Annotated in this window: 17 protein-coding genes and 1 tRNA gene; 9 read left to right on the plus strand and 9 right to left on the minus strand. The window is 58.3% G+C overall.

Annotation, left to right across the window (positions count from 1 at the left end):
• Positions 1-57 precede the first annotated feature (57 nt).
• Positions 58-1,587: a cryptochrome/photolyase family protein gene (locus tag EnteroDNA1_RS06190; RefSeq protein ID WP_134211286.1), complete on the minus strand. Its 1,530-nt coding sequence runs from the start codon at positions 1,585-1,587 to the stop codon at positions 58-60.
• Positions 1,584-1,730, minus strand: coding sequence for a DUF2256 domain-containing protein (locus tag EnteroDNA1_RS21700; RefSeq protein WP_071891562.1), 147 nt, complete (start codon positions 1,728-1,730; stop codon positions 1,584-1,586). Before EnteroDNA1_RS21700 ends, EnteroDNA1_RS06190 begins: the two co-directional genes overlap by 4 nt.
• Positions 1,731-1,945: 215 nt before the next feature.
• Between EnteroDNA1_RS21700 and mtfA the strand changes: the two genes are divergently transcribed.
• Positions 1,946-2,743, plus strand: a complete 798-nt coding sequence (gene mtfA, locus EnteroDNA1_RS06195) for a DgsA anti-repressor MtfA (protein ID WP_033145920.1) — start codon at positions 1,946-1,948, stop codon at positions 2,741-2,743.
• On the opposite strand, the gene EnteroDNA1_RS06200 is transcribed toward mtfA, so the two are convergent.
• Positions 2,740-3,951: an MFS transporter gene (locus tag EnteroDNA1_RS06200; RefSeq protein ID WP_069303039.1), complete on the minus strand. Its 1,212-nt coding sequence runs from the start codon at positions 3,949-3,951 to the stop codon at positions 2,740-2,742. The two genes, mtfA and EnteroDNA1_RS06200, sit on opposite strands and share 4 nt — an antisense overlap.
• A 138-nt stretch (positions 3,952-4,089) precedes the next feature.
• Between EnteroDNA1_RS06200 and EnteroDNA1_RS06205 the strand changes: the two genes are divergently transcribed.
• The 6 genes from EnteroDNA1_RS06205 to EnteroDNA1_RS06230 all read left to right on the plus strand — a co-directional run bounded on the left by EnteroDNA1_RS06205 (position 4,090) and on the right by EnteroDNA1_RS06230 (position 12,296).
• On the plus strand, positions 4,090-5,832 hold the full coding sequence (locus EnteroDNA1_RS06205) for an IucA/IucC family protein (protein WP_069303040.1): 1,743 nt from the start codon (positions 4,090-4,092) through the stop codon (positions 5,830-5,832).
• Positions 5,832-6,779 carry a GNAT family N-acetyltransferase gene (locus EnteroDNA1_RS06210; RefSeq protein ID WP_069303041.1) on the plus strand — a complete coding sequence of 316 codons (948 nt, stop codon included), beginning with the start codon at positions 5,832-5,834 and terminating at the stop codon, positions 6,777-6,779. The genes EnteroDNA1_RS06205 and EnteroDNA1_RS06210 overlap by 1 nt, the downstream gene beginning before the upstream one ends.
• Positions 6,776-8,518: an IucA/IucC family protein gene (gene iucC, locus EnteroDNA1_RS06215; RefSeq protein ID WP_073001525.1), complete on the plus strand. Its 1,743-nt coding sequence runs from the start codon at positions 6,776-6,778 to the stop codon at positions 8,516-8,518. The genes EnteroDNA1_RS06210 and iucC overlap by 4 nt, the downstream gene beginning before the upstream one ends.
• Positions 8,515-9,840, plus strand: coding sequence for a lysine N(6)-hydroxylase/L-ornithine N(5)-oxygenase family protein (locus EnteroDNA1_RS06220; RefSeq protein ID WP_069303042.1), 1,326 nt, complete (start codon positions 8,515-8,517; stop codon positions 9,838-9,840). The genes iucC and EnteroDNA1_RS06220 overlap by 4 nt, the downstream gene beginning before the upstream one ends.
• A gap of 26 nt (positions 9,841-9,866) precedes the next feature.
• Positions 9,867-12,056, plus strand: coding sequence for a TonB-dependent siderophore receptor (locus EnteroDNA1_RS06225; RefSeq protein ID WP_045356712.1), 2,190 nt, complete (start codon positions 9,867-9,869; stop codon positions 12,054-12,056).
• Positions 12,057-12,220: 164 nt separating this feature from the next.
• Positions 12,221-12,296, plus strand: a tRNA-Asn gene (locus EnteroDNA1_RS06230).
• Between the two features lie 54 nt (positions 12,297-12,350).
• On the opposite strand, the gene EnteroDNA1_RS06235 is transcribed toward EnteroDNA1_RS06230, so the two are convergent.
• The 3 genes from EnteroDNA1_RS06235 to EnteroDNA1_RS06245 all read right to left on the minus strand — a co-directional run bounded on the left by EnteroDNA1_RS06235 (position 12,351) and on the right by EnteroDNA1_RS06245 (position 13,622).
• A complete protein-coding gene (locus EnteroDNA1_RS06235) occupies positions 12,351-12,683 on the minus strand; it encodes a type II toxin-antitoxin system PemK/MazF family toxin (protein ID WP_064672767.1) in 333 nt (110 codons plus the stop codon).
• On the minus strand, positions 12,684-12,941 hold the full coding sequence (locus EnteroDNA1_RS06240; RefSeq protein WP_033145928.1) for an AbrB/MazE/SpoVT family DNA-binding domain-containing protein: 258 nt from the start codon (positions 12,939-12,941) through the stop codon (positions 12,684-12,686).
• Positions 12,942-13,232: 291 nt separating this feature from the next.
• Positions 13,233-13,622, minus strand: coding sequence for a RidA family protein (locus EnteroDNA1_RS06245; RefSeq protein ID WP_059445031.1), 390 nt, complete (start codon positions 13,620-13,622; stop codon positions 13,233-13,235).
• Positions 13,623-13,763: 141 nt separating this feature from the next.
• Between EnteroDNA1_RS06245 and EnteroDNA1_RS06250 the strand changes: the two genes are divergently transcribed.
• Positions 13,764-14,684, plus strand: coding sequence for a LysR family transcriptional regulator (locus EnteroDNA1_RS06250; RefSeq protein WP_069303043.1), 921 nt, complete (start codon positions 13,764-13,766; stop codon positions 14,682-14,684).
• Positions 14,685-14,759: 75 nt separating this feature from the next.
• On the opposite strand, the gene EnteroDNA1_RS06255 is transcribed toward EnteroDNA1_RS06250, so the two are convergent.
• The 3 genes from EnteroDNA1_RS06255 to EnteroDNA1_RS06265 form a co-directional block, all read right to left on the minus strand.
• The gene (locus EnteroDNA1_RS06255; protein WP_029741460.1) at positions 14,760-15,062 is read right to left on the minus strand and encodes an XRE family transcriptional regulator; all 303 of its coding nucleotides are present in this window, start codon (positions 15,060-15,062) and stop codon (positions 14,760-14,762) included.
• Positions 15,063-15,066: 4 nt separating this feature from the next.
• On the minus strand, positions 15,067-15,420 hold the full coding sequence (locus EnteroDNA1_RS06260) for a type II toxin-antitoxin system RelE/ParE family toxin (RefSeq protein ID WP_069303044.1): 354 nt from the start codon (positions 15,418-15,420) through the stop codon (positions 15,067-15,069).
• 177 nt (positions 15,421-15,597) lie between these two features.
• A complete protein-coding gene (locus EnteroDNA1_RS06265; RefSeq protein WP_069303045.1) occupies positions 15,598-16,491 on the minus strand; it encodes a LysR substrate-binding domain-containing protein in 894 nt (297 codons plus the stop codon).
• 170 nt (positions 16,492-16,661) lie between these two features.
• Here EnteroDNA1_RS06265 and EnteroDNA1_RS06270 point away from each other — a divergent pair, with 170 nt between their 5' ends.
• Entirely contained in the window at positions 16,662-17,270 is a 609-nt protein-coding gene (locus EnteroDNA1_RS06270; RefSeq protein WP_083239546.1) for a glutathione S-transferase family protein, read from the plus strand.
• Positions 17,271-17,279: the final 9 nt, after the last annotated feature.

A 17,279-nucleotide genomic window follows, 5' to 3' on the forward strand; every position in this document is an offset into this window, starting at 1 on the left:
AGTCAAAAATAATAGCGTCTTATTAACCCGCCGCAACCGGCGCGGTGGTGAAATACGTCATAGCTCGTTGAGATGCAGGCGAATATACCCGGCGCGATCGGCAATGGCCTGCCGCTCCTCTTCCTTCATGTCCGCAAGCTGTTTAAAGACAATGCCCAGGCGGGGATTGTTACCCAGACGCGCCTGGTTGCGCGCAAAGAAATCCCAGTAAAGGGCATTGAAGGGGCACGCCAGCTCTCCGGTACGCTGGCTGTGTTGATACCGGCACCCCTGACAGTAATTACTCATCTTATGAATATACGACGCGCTCGAGACGTAGGGTTTACTGGCCAGCAACCCGCCATCGCCAAACTGGCTCATGCCGAGGGTATTGGGCAGCTCCACCCATTCAAAGGCATCAATATAGACCCCCAGATACCATTCATGAACCGCCTGCGGCGACAGGCCGCTGAGCAGGCTAAAGTTCCCGATGACCATCAGGCGCTGGATATGGTGGGCGTAAGCCTCGGTGAGCGACTGTCCAACGGCATGCGCCAGGCAGCGCATCTGCGTCCTGCCGGTCCAGAACCAGTCCGGCAGCGGGGCGTGCTGGTCTAAGGCATTCAGCTTCCGATAGCCCGGCATCTGCGACCAGTAGATCCCACGCACGTACTCCCGCCAGCCGAGAATTTGTCGGATAAACCCTTCGACGGCAGGCAGCGGCGCATGGCCCGAACGCCATGCCTGCTGGGCGGCAGCCACCACTTCCCGGGGATTAAGCATTTTGGTGTTCAGCGCGAATGAAATTAACGAGTGGAACAGAAAAGGCTCCTCAGCGTGCATCGCGTCCTGCCAGGCGCCGAACTGCGGGAGCACGCGAGCGATAAATTCATCCAGCCTGGCTTTAGCTTCCGAACGGTTGAGCGGCCAGCGAAAATTCCCGGCCTGCGGTTCGCCGAAGGTGTTTACGCCGCAGCGCTGGATCTCCGCCCATAAGGCTGAATAATCGTGGCGCGGACGCGAGTCGTCCGGCGCGGGCGGCTCGCCGGACCAGCGTTTGCGATTTTCAGCATCAAAATTCCATTTCCCCCCTTCCGGCTCGCCTTCTGAGGTTAACAGTATGCCGTTCTGACGACGCATTTCCCGGTAAAAGTACTCCATTCGCCAGCTTTTGCGCGTCGCAAAGAACGCGCTCACCTGTTCACGGGTGGTGAAGAAATGCTCGCTGCTGACGCAGGCCGTTTCGACGGACGCCGCTTTCGCCCACGCCTGCAGCTGCGTGTCCAGGCGCCATTCGTCGGGCTCCTGCCATATCACCCTGTCGGCGCCGTAATGCGCGACAAGCGCGTTGAGATTGTCTTCCAGCGCGCCGCGGTTTGAGTCGTCAGAGAGCCGGACATACCTCACCCGATGCCCCTTCTCCTTTAACGCAGAGGCAAACGCGCGCATGGCCGCAAAAATGGCGATCACTTTCTGAGCGTGGTGAAGCACGTACGCGGTTTCGGCCCGCAGCTCCAGCATCACGTAAATGATATTTGGATTACAGGCATCGAACCAGCTGTGGTGCGGATTAAGCTGATCGCCCAGGATCAGGCGCAGTTCGGTCAACGGTGGCTCCTGCGACAGCGCTCGGAACAGTATTTGACCTCATCCCAGCATTTCGCCCATTTCTTGCGCCACGTCATGGGCCGCTGGCAGTGCGCGCACGCCCGGCTGGGCAGGTCCTGCTTGTTACCTTTGAAATCGCTCATCTTTTCAATACCGTACTGATTTCTTCACCAGACCGGTGGATGCGGGCTACGACAGACTTCACAAAATGAAGGTGATGCCCGTAAACCGCTACCCACCGCTACGTACGAATGATAGTTTATTCAGGCTGGAATTGTCGCAGTGAGCGATTTTCTGGCATCTTAACCAAACCTGACTTTCCCATTTTTGTTCAAGTGACGAGTTTGCGAGCAAAGCGATGATAAAGTGGCCCTGGAAAACGAATGAAGCTGGCCGGGATATGGCGCTGCCATGGGATGACGCGCTGACGATCCCTGTTCTGGCTAATCTTAAGCCGGATGAACAAGCGAAACTGGTTCAGCTGGCGGATCGTTTTTTACAGCAAAAACGCCTGGTTCCACTGCAGGGTTTCGAACTCGATCCCCTTAAAAACGCGCGCATCGCCCTGCTTTTCTGTCTGCCGGTGCTTGAGCTCGGCATTGAGTGGCTGGACGGTTTCCACGAGGTGCTGATCTATCCGGCCCCCTTTATCGTCGATGACGAGTGGGAAGATGACATTGGGCTGGTGCACAACCAGCGCGTGGTGCAGTCCGGACAAAGCTGGCAGCAGGGGCCGATTATCCTCAACTGGCTCGACATTCAGGACTCGTTCGATGCGTCCGGTTTTAATCTGGTTATCCATGAAGTGGCGCATAAGCTCGATACCCGCAACGGCGATCGCGCCAGCGGAGTACCGCTGATCCCGCTTCGCGAGGTGGCGGGCTGGGAGCACGATCTGCACGCGGCGATGGATAACATTCAGGATGAAATAGACCTGGTGGGCGAAAGTGCGGCCAGCATTGACGCCTATGCGGCAACCGACCCGGCCGAGTGCTTTGCGGTGCTGTCGGAGTATTTCTTCAGCGCGCCCGAGCTCTTCGCGCCCCGCTTCCCGGCGCTGTGGCAGCGTTTCTGCCAGTTTTATCAGCAGGATCCGCTCCAGCGTCTGCGGCAAAATGAGGAGTCTGGCGGCCATTCCTCCCGCCAGATCCATTAAGGCTTTTCGGAAGGGGTCCGCTCGGTTGACCGTACCCCTATGCTCAACGCTAAAAACAGCACTGCCATTCCCCACGCGGCCACCGTCAAAGACTGCTCGCCGTAAAAGCGCGTCACCACGGGCACCAGCAGCGCGCTAACGCCGTAGCCTAACGTGTGGCTGGTGGCGATGACGCCCGCGCCTTTCCCGGTGGTCAGCCTGTCGTTCAGCAGAAGCTGGTAGCCCGGCGTGGCCATCGCCGCCCCGAGTGAAGTGATAACAATCCCCACGTAGAACAGCGTTAAACCGGCGACGGTCATCAGCCCAAGCCCTGCAACCATTAACACCGCCGCGATGCAGAGCAAGGTCACCGGGGTGAAATGCTGCGGGCGGACCACCAGAAACTGCGCCGCGAGCGTGGCCAGCGCGGCCAGGCTCAGAAGAAGCGCAACATGATGGCTGATCTCCCGGGCGTTGCCCTCCAGCAGAGGGCTAATATGCGGTGACAGGCCAAGCTGCATCAGGCTGACCAGCGCCGCCAGCAGCAGCGCCAGCAGCAGGAACGGCAGCATCGAGGCCTGCAGGCGGGTCGCCTGGTGCGCCACCGGCGGCAGCGGCGGGTCTTCGGCTTCGCGAAGCACCAGCAGCAGCGCGATTAACGGCGCGATCGCCATCAGCCAGAGCGGCGCCACCGGGCTGACGCTGAGCATTAGCGCCGCCAGCGGCGGGCCGAGCAAACGTCCGCAGCTGAGGCCGGAGCTTATCGTCGCCAGCGCCGCCATTCTCTTCTCCAGCCCCGCACGCTGAATAGCCCACGTCTGGGCCGCAGGCACCAGCCCCGAGACCGTCAGTCCGTAAAGCAGACGTGAAAGAATCAGTCCCGCCAGTCCCCAGACGGTATCCAGCCTTCCGGCCGCCATCGCCCAGACCACCAGCGCCATGACGGCGAAACTGGCCAGATAGCCGCTCAGCGAGGCCAGCATCACGGCCTTACATCCCCGCCGCTCGCTCTGGCGTCCCCACCAGGGCGAGGCCGGTAAAAAGAGCATGGATCCAAACATCAGCAGCCCGGCCCAGACCGAAAGCGACAGCCCGGTCAGGGTCACCAGCTGCGGGAGCATTACCAGCAGGCCGTTTTGTCCGATACCTAATAAACCCGCACATAGCGCCAGGGGCCAGTTGGCTTTTGAGGTGACCTTTTCGGTCAATACTTCAGAGTCAGTGCGCATGAGAATGTGAACATAGTGTCAATAAATGTGTGGAAATCATGAAGTTTATGAAAACAAATATTGCAAAAATGGTTGCGACTGTAAACAGAATGAATATCATAACGAGAATTATTATCAATCATGGAATGAGGTACATCTATGCGTGCTCTGCCCCGCTCTGCCGGTACAGACGTTGCAGCCCAGTGTTTTTTGAACGCCCTGTTGCGCGAAACGAAGGACTGGCGCTATCTCCCCGCTACCGCTGCGGATGCGTTACCGAACATTCATATCCCGCTGTCCCAAACCCAGGCGCTTCGGGTTCCGGTACGCTATTTCTCTCCCACCCAGCATCATCAGTACTGTTTCCCGGCCACGCTTCTTCAGAGCAACAGTGATGACGGTGACGCCGTCACATTTGATCAACTGGTTGATTTAATTCTTGAAAAACCGTCAGTAAAAGGCTCGCTGGATGCCGATACGCTGGCGCGTTTTAAGCAGCGCGTTCTCGAAAGCCATGCCCACACCTGGCAGGTGATCGATCTGCGCCACGGCTGGGTAAACCTGCGCGATAAGCCGCTGACGTTTGCTGAAGCGGAACAGGCGCTGCTGGTCGGCCACGCGTTTCACCCGGCGCCGAAGTCGCACGAGCCGTTCAACGAAACAGAGGCGCGTCGCTATCTTCCTGATTTCGCCTCCCGCTTCCCGCTGCGCTGGTTTGCCGTTGAGAGCGCGCTCGTTGCCGGCGACAGCCTGAACGTCTCCCTGCGCGAGCGCCTGCTGCGCTTCGCGGCCCAGAGCGCGCCTGAGCTCCTCGGCCACTTCACCGACACCCGCTGGCTGCTGCCGATGCATCCGTGGCAGGCCGACTATCTGCTGGAGCAGGACTGGTGCCAGCGTCTGGCGAAAAACGGTGCATTGCAGGACCTGGGCGAAGCGGGCGCGCAGTGGCTACCCACCAGCTCCTCCCGCTCGCTGTACAGCGAAACCAACAGCGACATGATTAAGTTCTCCCTCAGCGTGCGGCTGACCAACTCCGTGCGCACGCTGTCGGTCAAAGAAGTTAAGCGCGGAATGCGCCTGGCGCGCCTGGCGAAAACGGAACGCTGGCAAGAATTACAGGCCCGCTACCCGACCATGCGCGTGATGCAGGAGGACGGCTGGGCGGGGCTGCGTGACGAAAGCGGCGTTATTCAGGAAGAGAGCCTGATGGCCCTGCGCGTCAATCTGCTGTTCGATACGCCAGACACCCAGACCAACGTGCTGGTGAGCCTGACCCAGGCCGCGCCGGACGGCGGCGACAGCCTGCTGGCCTCCGCGGTGCGCCGTCTGAGCCAGCGTCTGGATTTACCCCTCGCCAAGGCCGCCCGCTGCTGGCTGGACGCCTATTGCGACCGCGTGTTGCTCCCGCTGTTCAGCGCCGAGGCGGACTACGGCCTGGTCCTGCTGGCGCACCAGCAAAATATCCTCGTTGAGATGCAGCAGGATTTCCCCGTCGGGCTGATTTACCGCGACTGCCAGGGCAGCGCGTGGACCGAAGGTGCCGACGCGTGGCTGAATTCAGCGGGCGAAACCGAGGTGGAAAACCGCTTCGGTGAGAGCCAGCTGCTGCGCTACTTCCCTTATTACCTGCTGCTGAACTCTACCCTTGCCGTCACCGCCGCCCTCGCCGCCGCCGGTTTCGACAGTGAGGAGAGCCTGATGTCCCGCGTGCGCGACGCGCTGGCCGAACTGCGCCGCACGGCGAAGCAGACCCGCTGCCTCGACTACGTGCTCGACAGCCCGACCTGGAACTGCAAAGGCAACTTCTTCTGCTACCTGCACGATCGCAATGAAAACACCATCGTCGATCCGGCGGTGATCTATTTCGACTTTAGCAACCCGTTTTACAAGGAGAAGGCGTAATGGCAATCGCGAATATCGTCCATTCAGGCTACGGCTTTCGCTGCACCGCAACGGATCGCGCGCTGCCGCTGACGTTGGGTCTCGACGGCAGCGCGGTGCTGGAGCGTCTGAATGGGATCCCGGACGGCTGGCTGGTCGAAGCCCTGGATCAGCTGTTTGTTGCCGCGCCCGCGCTGACCGGCATTACCCTGCCCTGGGCAGCCTGGCAGGATGCCCCCCAGGCGCAGGCGCTGTTTAGCCTGGCCCACGGGGACTATCTGGCACGCGAAACCTTCTGGCAGCTGCCGCTGTGGCTGAAAGGCGAACGGCCGCAGGCCAGCGGCGGGATGCAGTTTGATGAGAGCCGTCAGCTGTACTTCCCGCTGCGTCCTCACCGCCCGCAGGGCGAAGTGTACCGTCGTTACGATCCGCAAATTAAGCGCACCCTCAGCTTCCGCGTGGCCGACGTGGCGCTGGACGGCGAGCGCTTTACGCGCTGGATGAACAACCCGCGCGTGAACGCCTTCTGGGAGATGGCGGGCCCGCAGGCCGAGCAGGAAAGCTACCTCCGCCGTCAGCTTGACTCGACCTACTGCTACCCGGTTATCGGCTGCTTCGACGACCAGCCGTTCGGCTATTTTGAGCTCTACTGGGCGCCAGAAGACCGCATTGGCCGCCACTACCGCTGGCAGCCATTTGACCGCGGGCTGCACATGCTGGTGGGCGAAGAGAACTGGCGCGGCGCGCAGTACATCCGCAGCTGGCTGCGCGGCCTGAGCCATTATCTTTATCTCGATGAACCGCGCACCGCGCGTATCGTAGCCGAGCCGCGCTTCGACAACCAGCGCCTGTTCCGCCATCTGGCCTCCGCCGGTTTCGACACGGTGAAAGAGTTCGACTTCCCGCACAAGCGCTCGCGCCTCATCATGAGCCAGCGCCACCGCTTCTTCAGCGAGGTGGAACTGTGAACGCGCTCTGGCAGAAAGTGAACCGCGAGATGGTGGCAAAGATCCTCGCCGAGCTGGAGTACGAACGCACCCTGCGCGCTGAGCCGGTTTCGTCGAACGTCTGGCACATCACCATGGGCAGCGAAACATGGCAGTTTTGCGCCATGCGCGGGATCTGGGGCTGGCTGCATATCGACCCGGACAGCCTGATCGCCGCCAGCGGCGATGCCGTGGAAGCGGAACGCGCGCTGCTGCAGCTGGCGAAAGTGCTGGAGATGAGCGACGCGCAAACGGCAGAGCATATGGAAGATCTCTACGCCACGCTGCGCGGCGACATGCAGCTGCTGCAGGCCCGTGAAGCGCTGGACGCGGACGCGCTGATCCACCTCGACCCGGACGAATTACAGTGTCTGATGAGCGGTCACCCGAAGTTTATTTTCAACAAAGGTCGCCGCGGCTGGGGCCTGGACGCGCTGCGTCAGTACGCGCCTGAGTATCGCGGACGTTTTCGCCTGCACTGGGTCGCCGTTCAGCGGGAGCATCTGGTCTGGAGCAGCGACGCCGATTGCGATATCAGCGCCCTGCTGGCCAGCGCCATGGACAACGCCGAGCGCGCCCGCTTTGACGCCCGCTGGCACGCGCTGGGTCTCAACGACGGCTGGCTGCCGGTGCCGCTGCACCCGTGGCAGTGGCAGCAGAAGATCGCCGTTCATTTCCTGGCGCAGCTGGCGCGCGGTGAGATGGTTGAGCTGGGCGAATTTGGCGACGAGTATCTGGCGCAGCAGTCCCTGCGCACGCTCACTAACGCCAGCCGTCGCGCGCCGTATGACATCAAGCTTCCGCTGACCATCTACAACACCTCCTGCTATCGCGGCATCCCGGGCAAGTACATTGCCGCCGGGCCGCTGGCTTCGCGCTGGCTGCAGCAGCAGTTCGCTACCGACGCTACGCTTGCCCGCTCAGGTGCGCAGGTGCTTGGCGAACCCGCCGCCGGTTATCTGTCGCATCAGGGCTATGCCGCATTGCCGAAAGCGCCCTACCGCTATCAGGAGATGCTGGGGGTGATCTGGCGCGAGAATCCGTCCTGTTATGTAGAAGACGGTGAACAGGCGGTGCTGATGGCGGCGCTGATGGAAACCGACAATGCCGGGCGCCCGCTGATCGACGCGTGGATTAAACGCTCGGGGCTAAGCGCCGACGCGTGGCTGGAAAAGCTGTTTGAGGCAACGGTGCTCCCGTTCTATCACCTGCTCTGCCGCTACGGCGTGGCGCTGATCGCCCACGGCCAGAACGTGACGCTGGTGATGAAGGACTACGTCCCGCAGCGCATCCTGCTGAAAGATTTCCAGGGCGATATGCGCCTGGTGGATGAGGATTTCCCGCAGGCCCGGAGCCTGCCGGAGCAGGTGAAGGCCGTCACGGCGCGCCTGAGCGCGGATTACATTATTCACGATCTGCAAACCGGTAACTTTGTGACGGTGCTGCGCTTTATCTCGCGCCTCACGCTGCAAAGCGGCGTGAGCGAAACGCGCTTCTACCAGACTCTGGCCGGGGTATTACGGGGTTATATGGCGGCGCACCCGGATCTGGCAGAGCGCTTCGCCAAATTCGATCTCTTCAAGCCGCAGATTATTCGCGTGATCCTCAACCCGGTCAAACTGACCTTCTCCGAACACGACGGCGGCAGCCGCATGCTGCCGAACTACGTCACCGACCTTGATAACCCTCTTTTTCTCGCCTCCCGGGAGTCAGCGCAATGAAAACCTATGATTTCATCGGCATTGGTATTGGCCCGTTTAACCTCAGCATCGCCGCTCTGGCCGAAGGGCTGGACGGCTTTAGCTCGCTGTTCCTTGAGCGTAAACCGCACTTCTCCTGGCACCCGGGGATGATGGTGCCGGACTGCCACATGCAGACCAGCTTCCTGAAGGATCTGGTCAGCGCCGTGGAGCCGACCAACCGCCACAGCTTCCTGAACTACCTGGTGCAGCGCAAAAAGTTCTACCGCTTCCTGACTACCGAGCAGCGCACCGTCTCCCGCGAAGAGTTTGCGGACTACCTGTGCTGGGCGGCGGAAAACCTCACCAATCTCGCCTTCAGCCAGCAGGTACAGCAGGTGAGCTTTGATGAGAAAAGCGGCCTGTTTGAGGTGGTGACCCAGCGCGACCGTTTCCTGGCGCGCCACGTCTGCGTGGGGATTGGCAAACAGATCAACCTGCCTGACTGCGTTACCGCGCAGGACGATACCTGCTTCCACGCCAGCGAGATGATGCTGCGCACGCCGGATCTCGCGGGCAAGCGCGTCACCGTCGTCGGCGGCGGCCAGAGCGGCGCCGACCTGTTTTTGAATATCTTCCGCGGCGAATGGGGCCAGCCGCTGAGCCTGAACTGGGTATCACGCCGCAATAACTATAATGCGCTGGATGAAGCCGCCTTTGCCAACGAGTATTTCACGCCGGAGTACGTGGACAGCTTCTCCACGCTGGGTGAAGAGGCCCGTCGGCAGATGCTGCACGAGCAGAAGATGACGTCCGACGGGATTACCACCGAGTCCCTGCTGGCGATTTACCGCGCCATGTACCACCGCTTCGAAGTGCTGCGTGAAAAACCCTGGGCGCATCTCCTGCCGTCCCGCTCGGTGACGTCCCTGACGCGCCAGGAAAACGGCCATCGCCTGAGCATTCAGCATCACCTCGACGGCGGCCGCGAGCAGCTGGAGAGTGACGTGGTGATTTTCGCCACCGGCTACCGCGCCGTGCAGCCCGCGTTCCTCGCGCCGCTGTCTCACCGCCTGCATCTGGATACGGACGAAGCCTTCTGCATTAACAACGATTTCACCCTCGAATGGGACGGCCCGCAGAGCAACCGCCTGTTCGCCGTGAATGCCGGGATGCACCGTCTCGGCATTGCCGAACCCCAGCTCAGCCTGATGGCCTGGCGCGCGGCGCGAATTCTTAATCGCGCGCACGCCGACGAGCCGTTTGAGCTGGCTACCACACCCGGCGTTATCCACTGGCGCAGCACCACCAGCCCGGAGAACAGCCCGGTTTTTAAATCGTTAGCAAAAACCACCGAGTACTGACACACACAATCAGGATCAACATAACAATGAAACGTTCTCATCTTTGGGTTTTAAATCCTTGCTTGCTTGCAATGCTTTCTACCTCTGCGTGGGCGGAAGAACAAAAGGAAGAAAATATCGTGGTCTCCGCCAGCCGCGCGCACCGCAGCGTGGCGGAGATGGCGCAGACCACCTGGGTCATTGAACGGGCTGAAATTGAGCAGCAGGTTCAGGGCGGGAAAGAGATTAAAGAAGTGCTGGCACAGCTGATCCCAGGTATGGACGTCAGCAGCCAGGGCCGTACCAACTACGGCATGAACCTGCGCGGCCGCTCCATGATGGTGATGGTGGACGGCGTTCGCCTGAACTCGTCCCGCAGCGACAGCCGCCAGCTGGACTCTATCGATCCGTTCAACATTGACCGTATCGAAGTGATCTCCGGCGCCACCTCGCTCTACGGCGGCGGCAGCACCGGCGGCCTGGTGAACATCGTCACCAAAAAGGGCCAGCCGGATACCGAAGTGGAGTTCCAGACCGGGGCAAAGAGCGGGTTTAACAGCCACAACGATCACGATGAGAACGTGTCGGCAGCCGTAAGCGGCGGTAACGACAACGCCTCCGGTCGTCTGTCGGTGTCGTATCAGCGCTACGGCGGCTGGTATGACGGCAAAGGCAACGAGGTGATTATCGATAACACCCAGACCGGCCTCCAGTATTCCGACCGTATAGATGTGATGGGCACAGGCACCATCAACATTGACGATCGTCAGCAGCTGCAGCTGACGACCCAGTACTACAAGAGCGAGTCCGACGGCAAGCATGGCCTGTATCTCGGGAAGAACTTCTCGGCGGTAACAGGCGATGCGACCGCGTACAACAAAGATAATCTTGATTCTGACCGCGTACCGGGCACCGAGCGCCATCTGATTAACCTGCAGTACTCCAATACCGATTTCTGGGGCCAGGATCTGGTCGCGCAGATTTACTATCGCGACGAGAGCCTGACCTATTATCCGTTCCCGACCCTGACCAAAGGCGTGGTGAGCAGCATCGGCGCGTCCCAGCAGAAAACCGATTTTTACGGCGGCAAGCTGACGCTGAACAGCAAGCCGGTGGACGATTTAACGCTGACCTGGGGTGTGGATGCCGACCACGAAACCTTCGATGCCAACCAGCAGTTCTTCAACCTGAGCAAGGCCGCGGCGAGCGGCGGCATGGAGCTGGATAACGCCTACAACGTGGGCCGTTACCCGGGCTACAGCATCACCAACCTCGCCCCGTTCCTGCAGGCCAGCTACGACATTGACGCCATCACCCTGAGCGGCGGCGTACGTTATCAGTACACCGAGAACAAGGTAGACGACTTTGTCGGTTATACCCAGCAGCAGGCCATCGCCACCGGGAAAGCCACCTCCGCCGACGCGGTGCCGGGCGGGAAAACCGATTACAACAACTTCCTGTTTAACGCCGGGATCCTCGGTCGCCTGACCGAACAGCAGCAGCTGTGGTTTAACTTCTCCCAGGGCTTCGAAATTCCGGACCTGGCGAAGTACTACGGCTCCGGCACCTATCAGCTCAGCAACGGTCACTATCGCCTGCTGAACAGCGTCAACGTGAACGACTCGACGCTGGACGGTATCAAGGTCAACGCTTATGAGCTGGGCTGGCGTTACACCGGCGATAACCTGCGCACGCAGGTCGCGGCGTATTACTCGCTCTCTGATAAAACCATCACCATCAACAAGACGGATATGACCATCAACCTGGAAGACGACAAGCGTCGTATCTACGGGGTTGAAGGTCAGGTGGACTATTTCTTCACCGACAGCGACTGGAGCACCGGTGCGAACTTTAACGCCATCAAGTCTGAAACGCGCGAAAACGGCAAATGGGAGAAGCTGACGGTTGACAGCGCAAGCCCGTCGAAAGCCAGCGCATGGGTCAACTGGGCACCGGGCGACTGGACCCTGCGCGTACAGAGCACGCAGACCTTTGACGTGTCAGACTCCGACGGCAAGAAGATCGATGGCTATAACACGGTCGACTTCCTGGGCAGCTACGCCCTGCCGGTGGGTAAGGTCAGCTTCAGCGTGGAAAACCTGCTGGACAAAGACTACACCACCGCCTGGGGCCAGCGCGCACCGGGGCTGTATAGCCCAACCTACGGCGCACCGGGGCTGTATACCTATAAAGGCCGCGGACGTACGTTTGGTCTGAACTACTCCGTACTGTTCTGATCCTGCGCGCCGCCTGCGGGCGGCGCATTTTGCTGTGTAATTTCAACGCGAATTTGCTATAAAATCAGCGATTTGCTGAAATTGTCGGCAAACGAACGAAAAGTTTAATTTCCCCCTTTGACAAGGTGAACGCAGGTCGATAATATTCGCCCCGTTCACACGATTCCTCTGTAGTTCAGTCGGTAGAACGGCGGACTGTTAATCCGTATGTCACTGGTTCGAGTCCAGTCAGAGGAGCCAAATTTGAAAAGCCTGCTTTTGAAGCAGGCTTTTTGCTTTTCTGCGTCACTGATGTTAATTCAGAATCGCATCCAGCCTGGCAAGCACTTCATTTACAACGGCGTCAGGTATGCGTTCCAGCCGCATGCCGTTCCGGGCAGCCATATCAATGGTTCTGGGCTGGTCGCAGCGAATAACGCCCGTTGTTGTTGTTCCCGCCCCTTCCAGTGAAACGGTGAAACCTGCCGTACGTGCAAAGTTTCCGCCGCTGGTGACGGGAACCACTACCGGTAACCGGGTCAGCTTGTTAAACGATGCCTTCGATACGATAAGAACCGGACGTTTTCCACTTTGCTCGTGGCCAGCAATCGGATCCAGTGAAACAAGCCAGATTTCCCCTCTGTCCATTTACAGGATCTCCCTGCCCACCGCAGGCGCATCGATCCATTCCCGCTCCTCTTCGCTCATTTCAGCGTGCGGATCGCACTGCGCCAGCAGTTCCTCAAGCGAATAGTGAGGCCGCTTCTGGGGTTCAATAATCAGGCAGCCATTATTAATGGTCATGCCGACTTCGCTGTCCGTCGACAGTTCCAGCGTTTTCAGCACGGCGGGAGGAACCGCCAGCATGATGGATCCGCCGACCTTTTTCAGACGAGTTGTATACATAGCGCACCTCCGGATATTATATTTTAATATAACATTCATGGCGGGAAGTGCACAATTATTCATCAGATTCATGGTGATTTCCTTTTCGTATTTAGGTGTCCATAAAGCCGTTATCCATCGAAGGGCAGTGCAGGCGGGAACGAAGCGCGGAACTAAGAAGGCTGATAATAGAAAACTGTTTTTGCGGTTCAAAGGATTATGGCGAATCGGATAAACGAAATGCGAGGCGGCTTCCGGATCGGAGCTGCGCCCGCTGTATTGTCTTTTGACCGTCGGAAAGACCCGTAACGCTCAGGGCAGCCTGGCAATCACCTTAATCTCAAACTGGAATCCGTACAGCCACGTCACGCCGATCCCGGTCAACGTAGGGTAAGGCGCTTCCCCCCAATATTCTGGCAGGATACTCCAGATAGCGTCGAGGTTTGACTCGGGATCGACGACAAAGAGGGTAACGTCAACCACGTCATCGAACGTGCAGCCCGCAGCCGCAAGAACAGCATTAAGGTTATCGAATGCCAGCCGGATCTGCGCGTTGAGATCCTCTTCAGGCGAACCATCCTCCCGGCTACCAACCTGTCCCGAAACAAACAGGAAGCCGTTAGATTTGATGGCGGGTGAATACCGGTTGCGCTCGTAGAGCGCCTGCCGACCGAAGGGAAAAACGGCTTCGCGTGTTGTCATGTTTGTGCCTCTGTAATGGGGCGAAATCTGCCCGGTGAACATAAAGACACTTTACAGGTGTCGGATCGGGCGGATAAACAAGCGACTTTGTCCATCATTGTTTGTAATATCCAAACAATCGGTGAAAAGAGAGGACTTGGGATGGATCGTTTCGATGCGATGCGCGCCTTTGCTCGCGTGGTGGAGGCAGGCAGTTTCACCAAGGCTGCCCAAACGCTTCATATGAGTAAAACCACGGTGACGCAGCTTATTCAGCAGCTGGAAGCGCGCCTGCGCGTCAAGCTGCTCCACCGCACCACCCGCAGGCTCGGTGTGACTCCTGATGGCGCGGTCTACTACGAGCGCGTCATCCGCCTGCTGGCGGACATGGAAGATGCTGAAAACAGCCTGTCCAGTGCAACGATGATGCCCCGGGGGCGACTACGGGTGGACGTGCCCACTCCTCTCGCCCGCCTGGTGCTGGTGCCCGCGCTACCGGCTTTTCACGCGCGCTACCCTGATATCCAGTTCGACATGGGCGTGAGTGACCGGGTGGTGGATCTGATCGGCGACAACGTGGATTGCGTCGTGCGCGGCGGTGAAATCAACGACCAGTCCCTGATCGCACGCCATATCGGCGATTTGCAAATCGGTGTTTACGTCGCACCGAGCTATGTGGAACGCCTCGGCGCACCTGCGCATCCGCGAGAGCTGGAAAACACGGACCATCGCATAGTGGGATTCTTGTCCTCACGCACCGGCAAGGTTGATCCTCTGGTACTGCACGGTGAGAGCGAACATATTGAAATCACGGGCAGCTACGTGCTTGCAGTGGATGATGGTAATGCCTACCTCGAAGCCGGGCTCGCGGGATTAGGCGTGATTGCACTACCCGTTTATATGGCGGCAGCACATCAGGCTTGTGGCTCCTTGATTCCGCTATTTGAAGACTGGCGTATTAACCCAATGCCTCTGTACCTGGCCTTTCCGCCGAACCGCCACGTTAACGCCAAACTGCGCGTTTTTATTGATTGGATCGTTGAATTGATGCAGCAGCATGTCCCCACTTCTACAAATAAGTAACTGCATCTATTCGCTCATCACCGCCGAGTGACGGTCATGCTGGCGGTTTTGAAGCAGGCTTTATGCTTTTCTGCCCTACAGCACAAACTCATAGTGCGAGCCGTCCGGCAGCTCCACATCAAGCCGCAGCTTTCCGCCCGCCGCCTCAACGTAGCGCTTGAGAGAAGAGAGTTTCAAATCGCGCCCGGGCTTTTCCATTACCGCAACGGTAGGTTGCCTGATACCCAACGCCTGCGCCATTTCTACCTGCGTTTTTTGTACTTTCTCGCGTAACTCAGCAAGATGAATGTTGAGCAAAATATCCGTTGCTATCGCCTGAGCGCTGGCGACAACCTCCGGCTTTTCATCCGCTATAAGCTGCTCAAGGGTTCTTCCCATCGCGCTATTCCCTCTCTTTTAATGTATCCAGCCAGTGAGTGAATTCCTGGTCAGCAACGAGAAGCATCTCATCGTAGAATCGCCTTTCATTGCCGACCTTATTGCCCGCACAAAGCACGATACCCGTGCGGTTTGGATCAAAGGCGAAAAATGCCCGCAAGGGATCGCCCTTACTCTGAATACGTAGCTCTTTCATGTTGCTGTGACGAGAGCCTTTAAGCGTATCAGCGTAGGGTCTCGATAAACCCGGCCCCTTCTCTCGCAAAACAAGCAGTGCTGCAAGTACGCTGGCGCGTTCGGTATCGTCAAGCGAAGTGAACCAGCGATCAAACCTGTCCGTCGTGTTAATTGCCCACACAAGACCTCCCATCCAATATAGATCAAAAGCTATATACGTGCAAAGCTATAGCGATGATTATGCTGAGATGTAAAAGCAGAATCTTGTGGGGTTACGGAAATACTGAATGCGTGCCGGAGTAATTCTATGTATCCCTTGTTGGATATTCATTTTGTTACGAGCAGAATCGGAAAAAGTTCAGCAGCCCAGCAACTGCCGCCAGGCCGCCACTTCCTCATCCAGCCACGCGACAAAAAGAGCCACCTCGGGCTTCGTCTCCGTTGACTGCGCTTTCACCAGCCAGTAAGGCCAGGGATACGGCGCGGTAATTGAGGTTAGCTGGACCAGTTCCCCCCGGGTGATGGCATCCTGAACCAGAGAGCGACGCTCCAGCGCGATGCCTTTCCCGAGCCGAACGGCTTCGATAATTAAATTCGAGTCGTTAATGCATAAACCGCCAGGCACGATCTCTTTCTCCAGCCCCGCATTTACGCACCACGTTTTCCACGACTCCATGGAAAAAATAATATGACTTTTTGCAATCTCAGCCGGCGTAGCGGGCAGCACACCGTCGTTATAGCCGGGTGCGGCCACCACAATGAGTTCATCGGAAAAAAGGTAATGGTTTTCACTCCCTTCCCAGTTTCCCTTCCCCATCCGTATCGCGATGTCTGTTCCTTCCTGCTGCAGGCTGGTGACCGTCAGGCTGGCCTGGATCCGAAGAGTGATAAGTGGATATTTCGCCCGAAAGCGTTCCAGACGCGGCAACAGCCAGTGGCATCCAAAAGACGGCACCATCGCCAGCGTCAGCTCCTGCTTTCTCGGCTTCACCTGTACAAGCCGGGTGGCATCTGCGATATGGTTCAACGCCTCGCGTACCTGTAAGGCATAGAGCCACCCTTCTTCGTTAATCTGCACCCCGCGTCCCTGACGGATAAAGAGCTTTACGCCCACCATCTCCTCCAGCACTTTGATCTGCTGGCTGATAGCGGAATGGGTAACGTGGAGTTCTTTCGCCGCCAGCGTCACGCTGCCAAGACGGGCGACGGCTTCAAAGCTTCGCAAACTGGCAATGGGTGGAAAATCCGACATGAAAGCACTCCCTTATCCGCGCTGGATGTATAACGGCAACTTGCCCACATGTCAGTAATACTAACCTTTACGGTAAGATACTGAAGATATTCGCCAGGAAGTTTGTATTGTACTGTCTGTTCATCCTCTTCAATGACGCGTTATTTCACAGAGACAGGAAAACGGGAACGATGATTAAGCTTGTTGGCATGATGGATTCACCTTATGTACGGCGCGTGGCGATCTCCCTTGAGCTTTATGGCGTTGAGTTTGAAAGCCAGCCGCTGTCGGTCTTTAGCACTTTCGAAGCGTTCTCCCGAATCAATCCCGCGGTAAAAGCGCCCACGCTGATTCTGGATAACGGAATACGTTTGATGGATTCGTCGCTGATACTGAATTATTTCGAGGCTCAGGCCGCACCCGAGCGGAGGCTTCTGCCCGTCACGTCGGATGCGCTGGCAAACGATCTTCAGACGCTGGGCTTTATCCTCGCCGCCGCGGAGAAAGCCGTGCAAAATGTGTATGAACACCACCAGCGCCCGGTGGAAAAGCAGCACGCTTTATGGGTCGAACGCGTTACAACCCAGCTGCTGGCGGCCTGCAGGGAATGGAATGCCTTGCTGAAGACGCGTCCGGCCTCCGCCGTTCCCGATCAGGTTGCCGTCACGAGCACGGTTGTCTGGACGTTTATTCAGTCGATGATCCCGCACGTCGTTAACGCAGCGGATTTTAGAGAGATTCAGGCGGTTGCCGAATCATTCGAATCACAGGCGGTCTTTAAAAAATATCCGTTCAACTAAGCGATGAGC

It is taken from the genome of Enterobacter sp. HK169 (assembly GCF_001719105.1).
Taxonomy (GTDB): Bacteria; Pseudomonadota; Gammaproteobacteria; order Enterobacterales; family Enterobacteriaceae; genus Enterobacter; species Enterobacter asburiae_B.

What these genes read in the sequence shown, in the direction of transcription:
- EnteroDNA1_RS21700 (WP_071891562.1), bottom strand. Translation starts at nt 1,730, where the DNA reads ATGAGCGATTTCAAAGGTAACAAGCAGGACCTGCCCAGCCGGGCGTGC.
- mtfA (WP_033145920.1), top strand. Translation starts at nt 1,946, where the DNA reads ATGATAAAGTGGCCCTGGAAAACGAATGAAGCTGGCCGGGATATGGCG.
- EnteroDNA1_RS06200 (WP_069303039.1), bottom strand. Translation starts at nt 3,951, where the DNA reads ATGCGCACTGACTCTGAAGTATTGACCGAAAAGGTCACCTCAAAAGCC.
- EnteroDNA1_RS06205 (WP_069303040.1), top strand. Translation starts at nt 4,090, where the DNA reads ATGCGTGCTCTGCCCCGCTCTGCCGGTACAGACGTTGCAGCCCAGTGT.
- EnteroDNA1_RS06210 (WP_069303041.1), top strand. Translation starts at nt 5,832, where the DNA reads ATGGCAATCGCGAATATCGTCCATTCAGGCTACGGCTTTCGCTGCACC.
- EnteroDNA1_RS06220 (WP_069303042.1), top strand. Translation starts at nt 8,515, where the DNA reads ATGAAAACCTATGATTTCATCGGCATTGGTATTGGCCCGTTTAACCTC.
- EnteroDNA1_RS06225 (WP_045356712.1), top strand. Translation starts at nt 9,867, where the DNA reads ATGAAACGTTCTCATCTTTGGGTTTTAAATCCTTGCTTGCTTGCAATG.
- EnteroDNA1_RS06235 (WP_064672767.1), bottom strand. Translation starts at nt 12,683, where the DNA reads ATGGACAGAGGGGAAATCTGGCTTGTTTCACTGGATCCGATTGCTGGC.
- EnteroDNA1_RS06240 (WP_033145928.1), bottom strand. Translation starts at nt 12,941, where the DNA reads ATGTATACAACTCGTCTGAAAAAGGTCGGCGGATCCATCATGCTGGCG.
- EnteroDNA1_RS06245 (WP_059445031.1), bottom strand. Translation starts at nt 13,622, where the DNA reads ATGACAACACGCGAAGCCGTTTTTCCCTTCGGTCGGCAGGCGCTCTAC.
- EnteroDNA1_RS06250 (WP_069303043.1), top strand. Translation starts at nt 13,764, where the DNA reads ATGGATCGTTTCGATGCGATGCGCGCCTTTGCTCGCGTGGTGGAGGCA.
- EnteroDNA1_RS06255 (WP_029741460.1), bottom strand. Translation starts at nt 15,062, where the DNA reads ATGGGAAGAACCCTTGAGCAGCTTATAGCGGATGAAAAGCCGGAGGTT.
- EnteroDNA1_RS06265 (WP_069303045.1), bottom strand. Translation starts at nt 16,491, where the DNA reads ATGTCGGATTTTCCACCCATTGCCAGTTTGCGAAGCTTTGAAGCCGTC.
- EnteroDNA1_RS06270 (WP_083239546.1), top strand. Translation starts at nt 16,662, where the DNA reads ATGATTAAGCTTGTTGGCATGATGGATTCACCTTATGTACGGCGCGTG.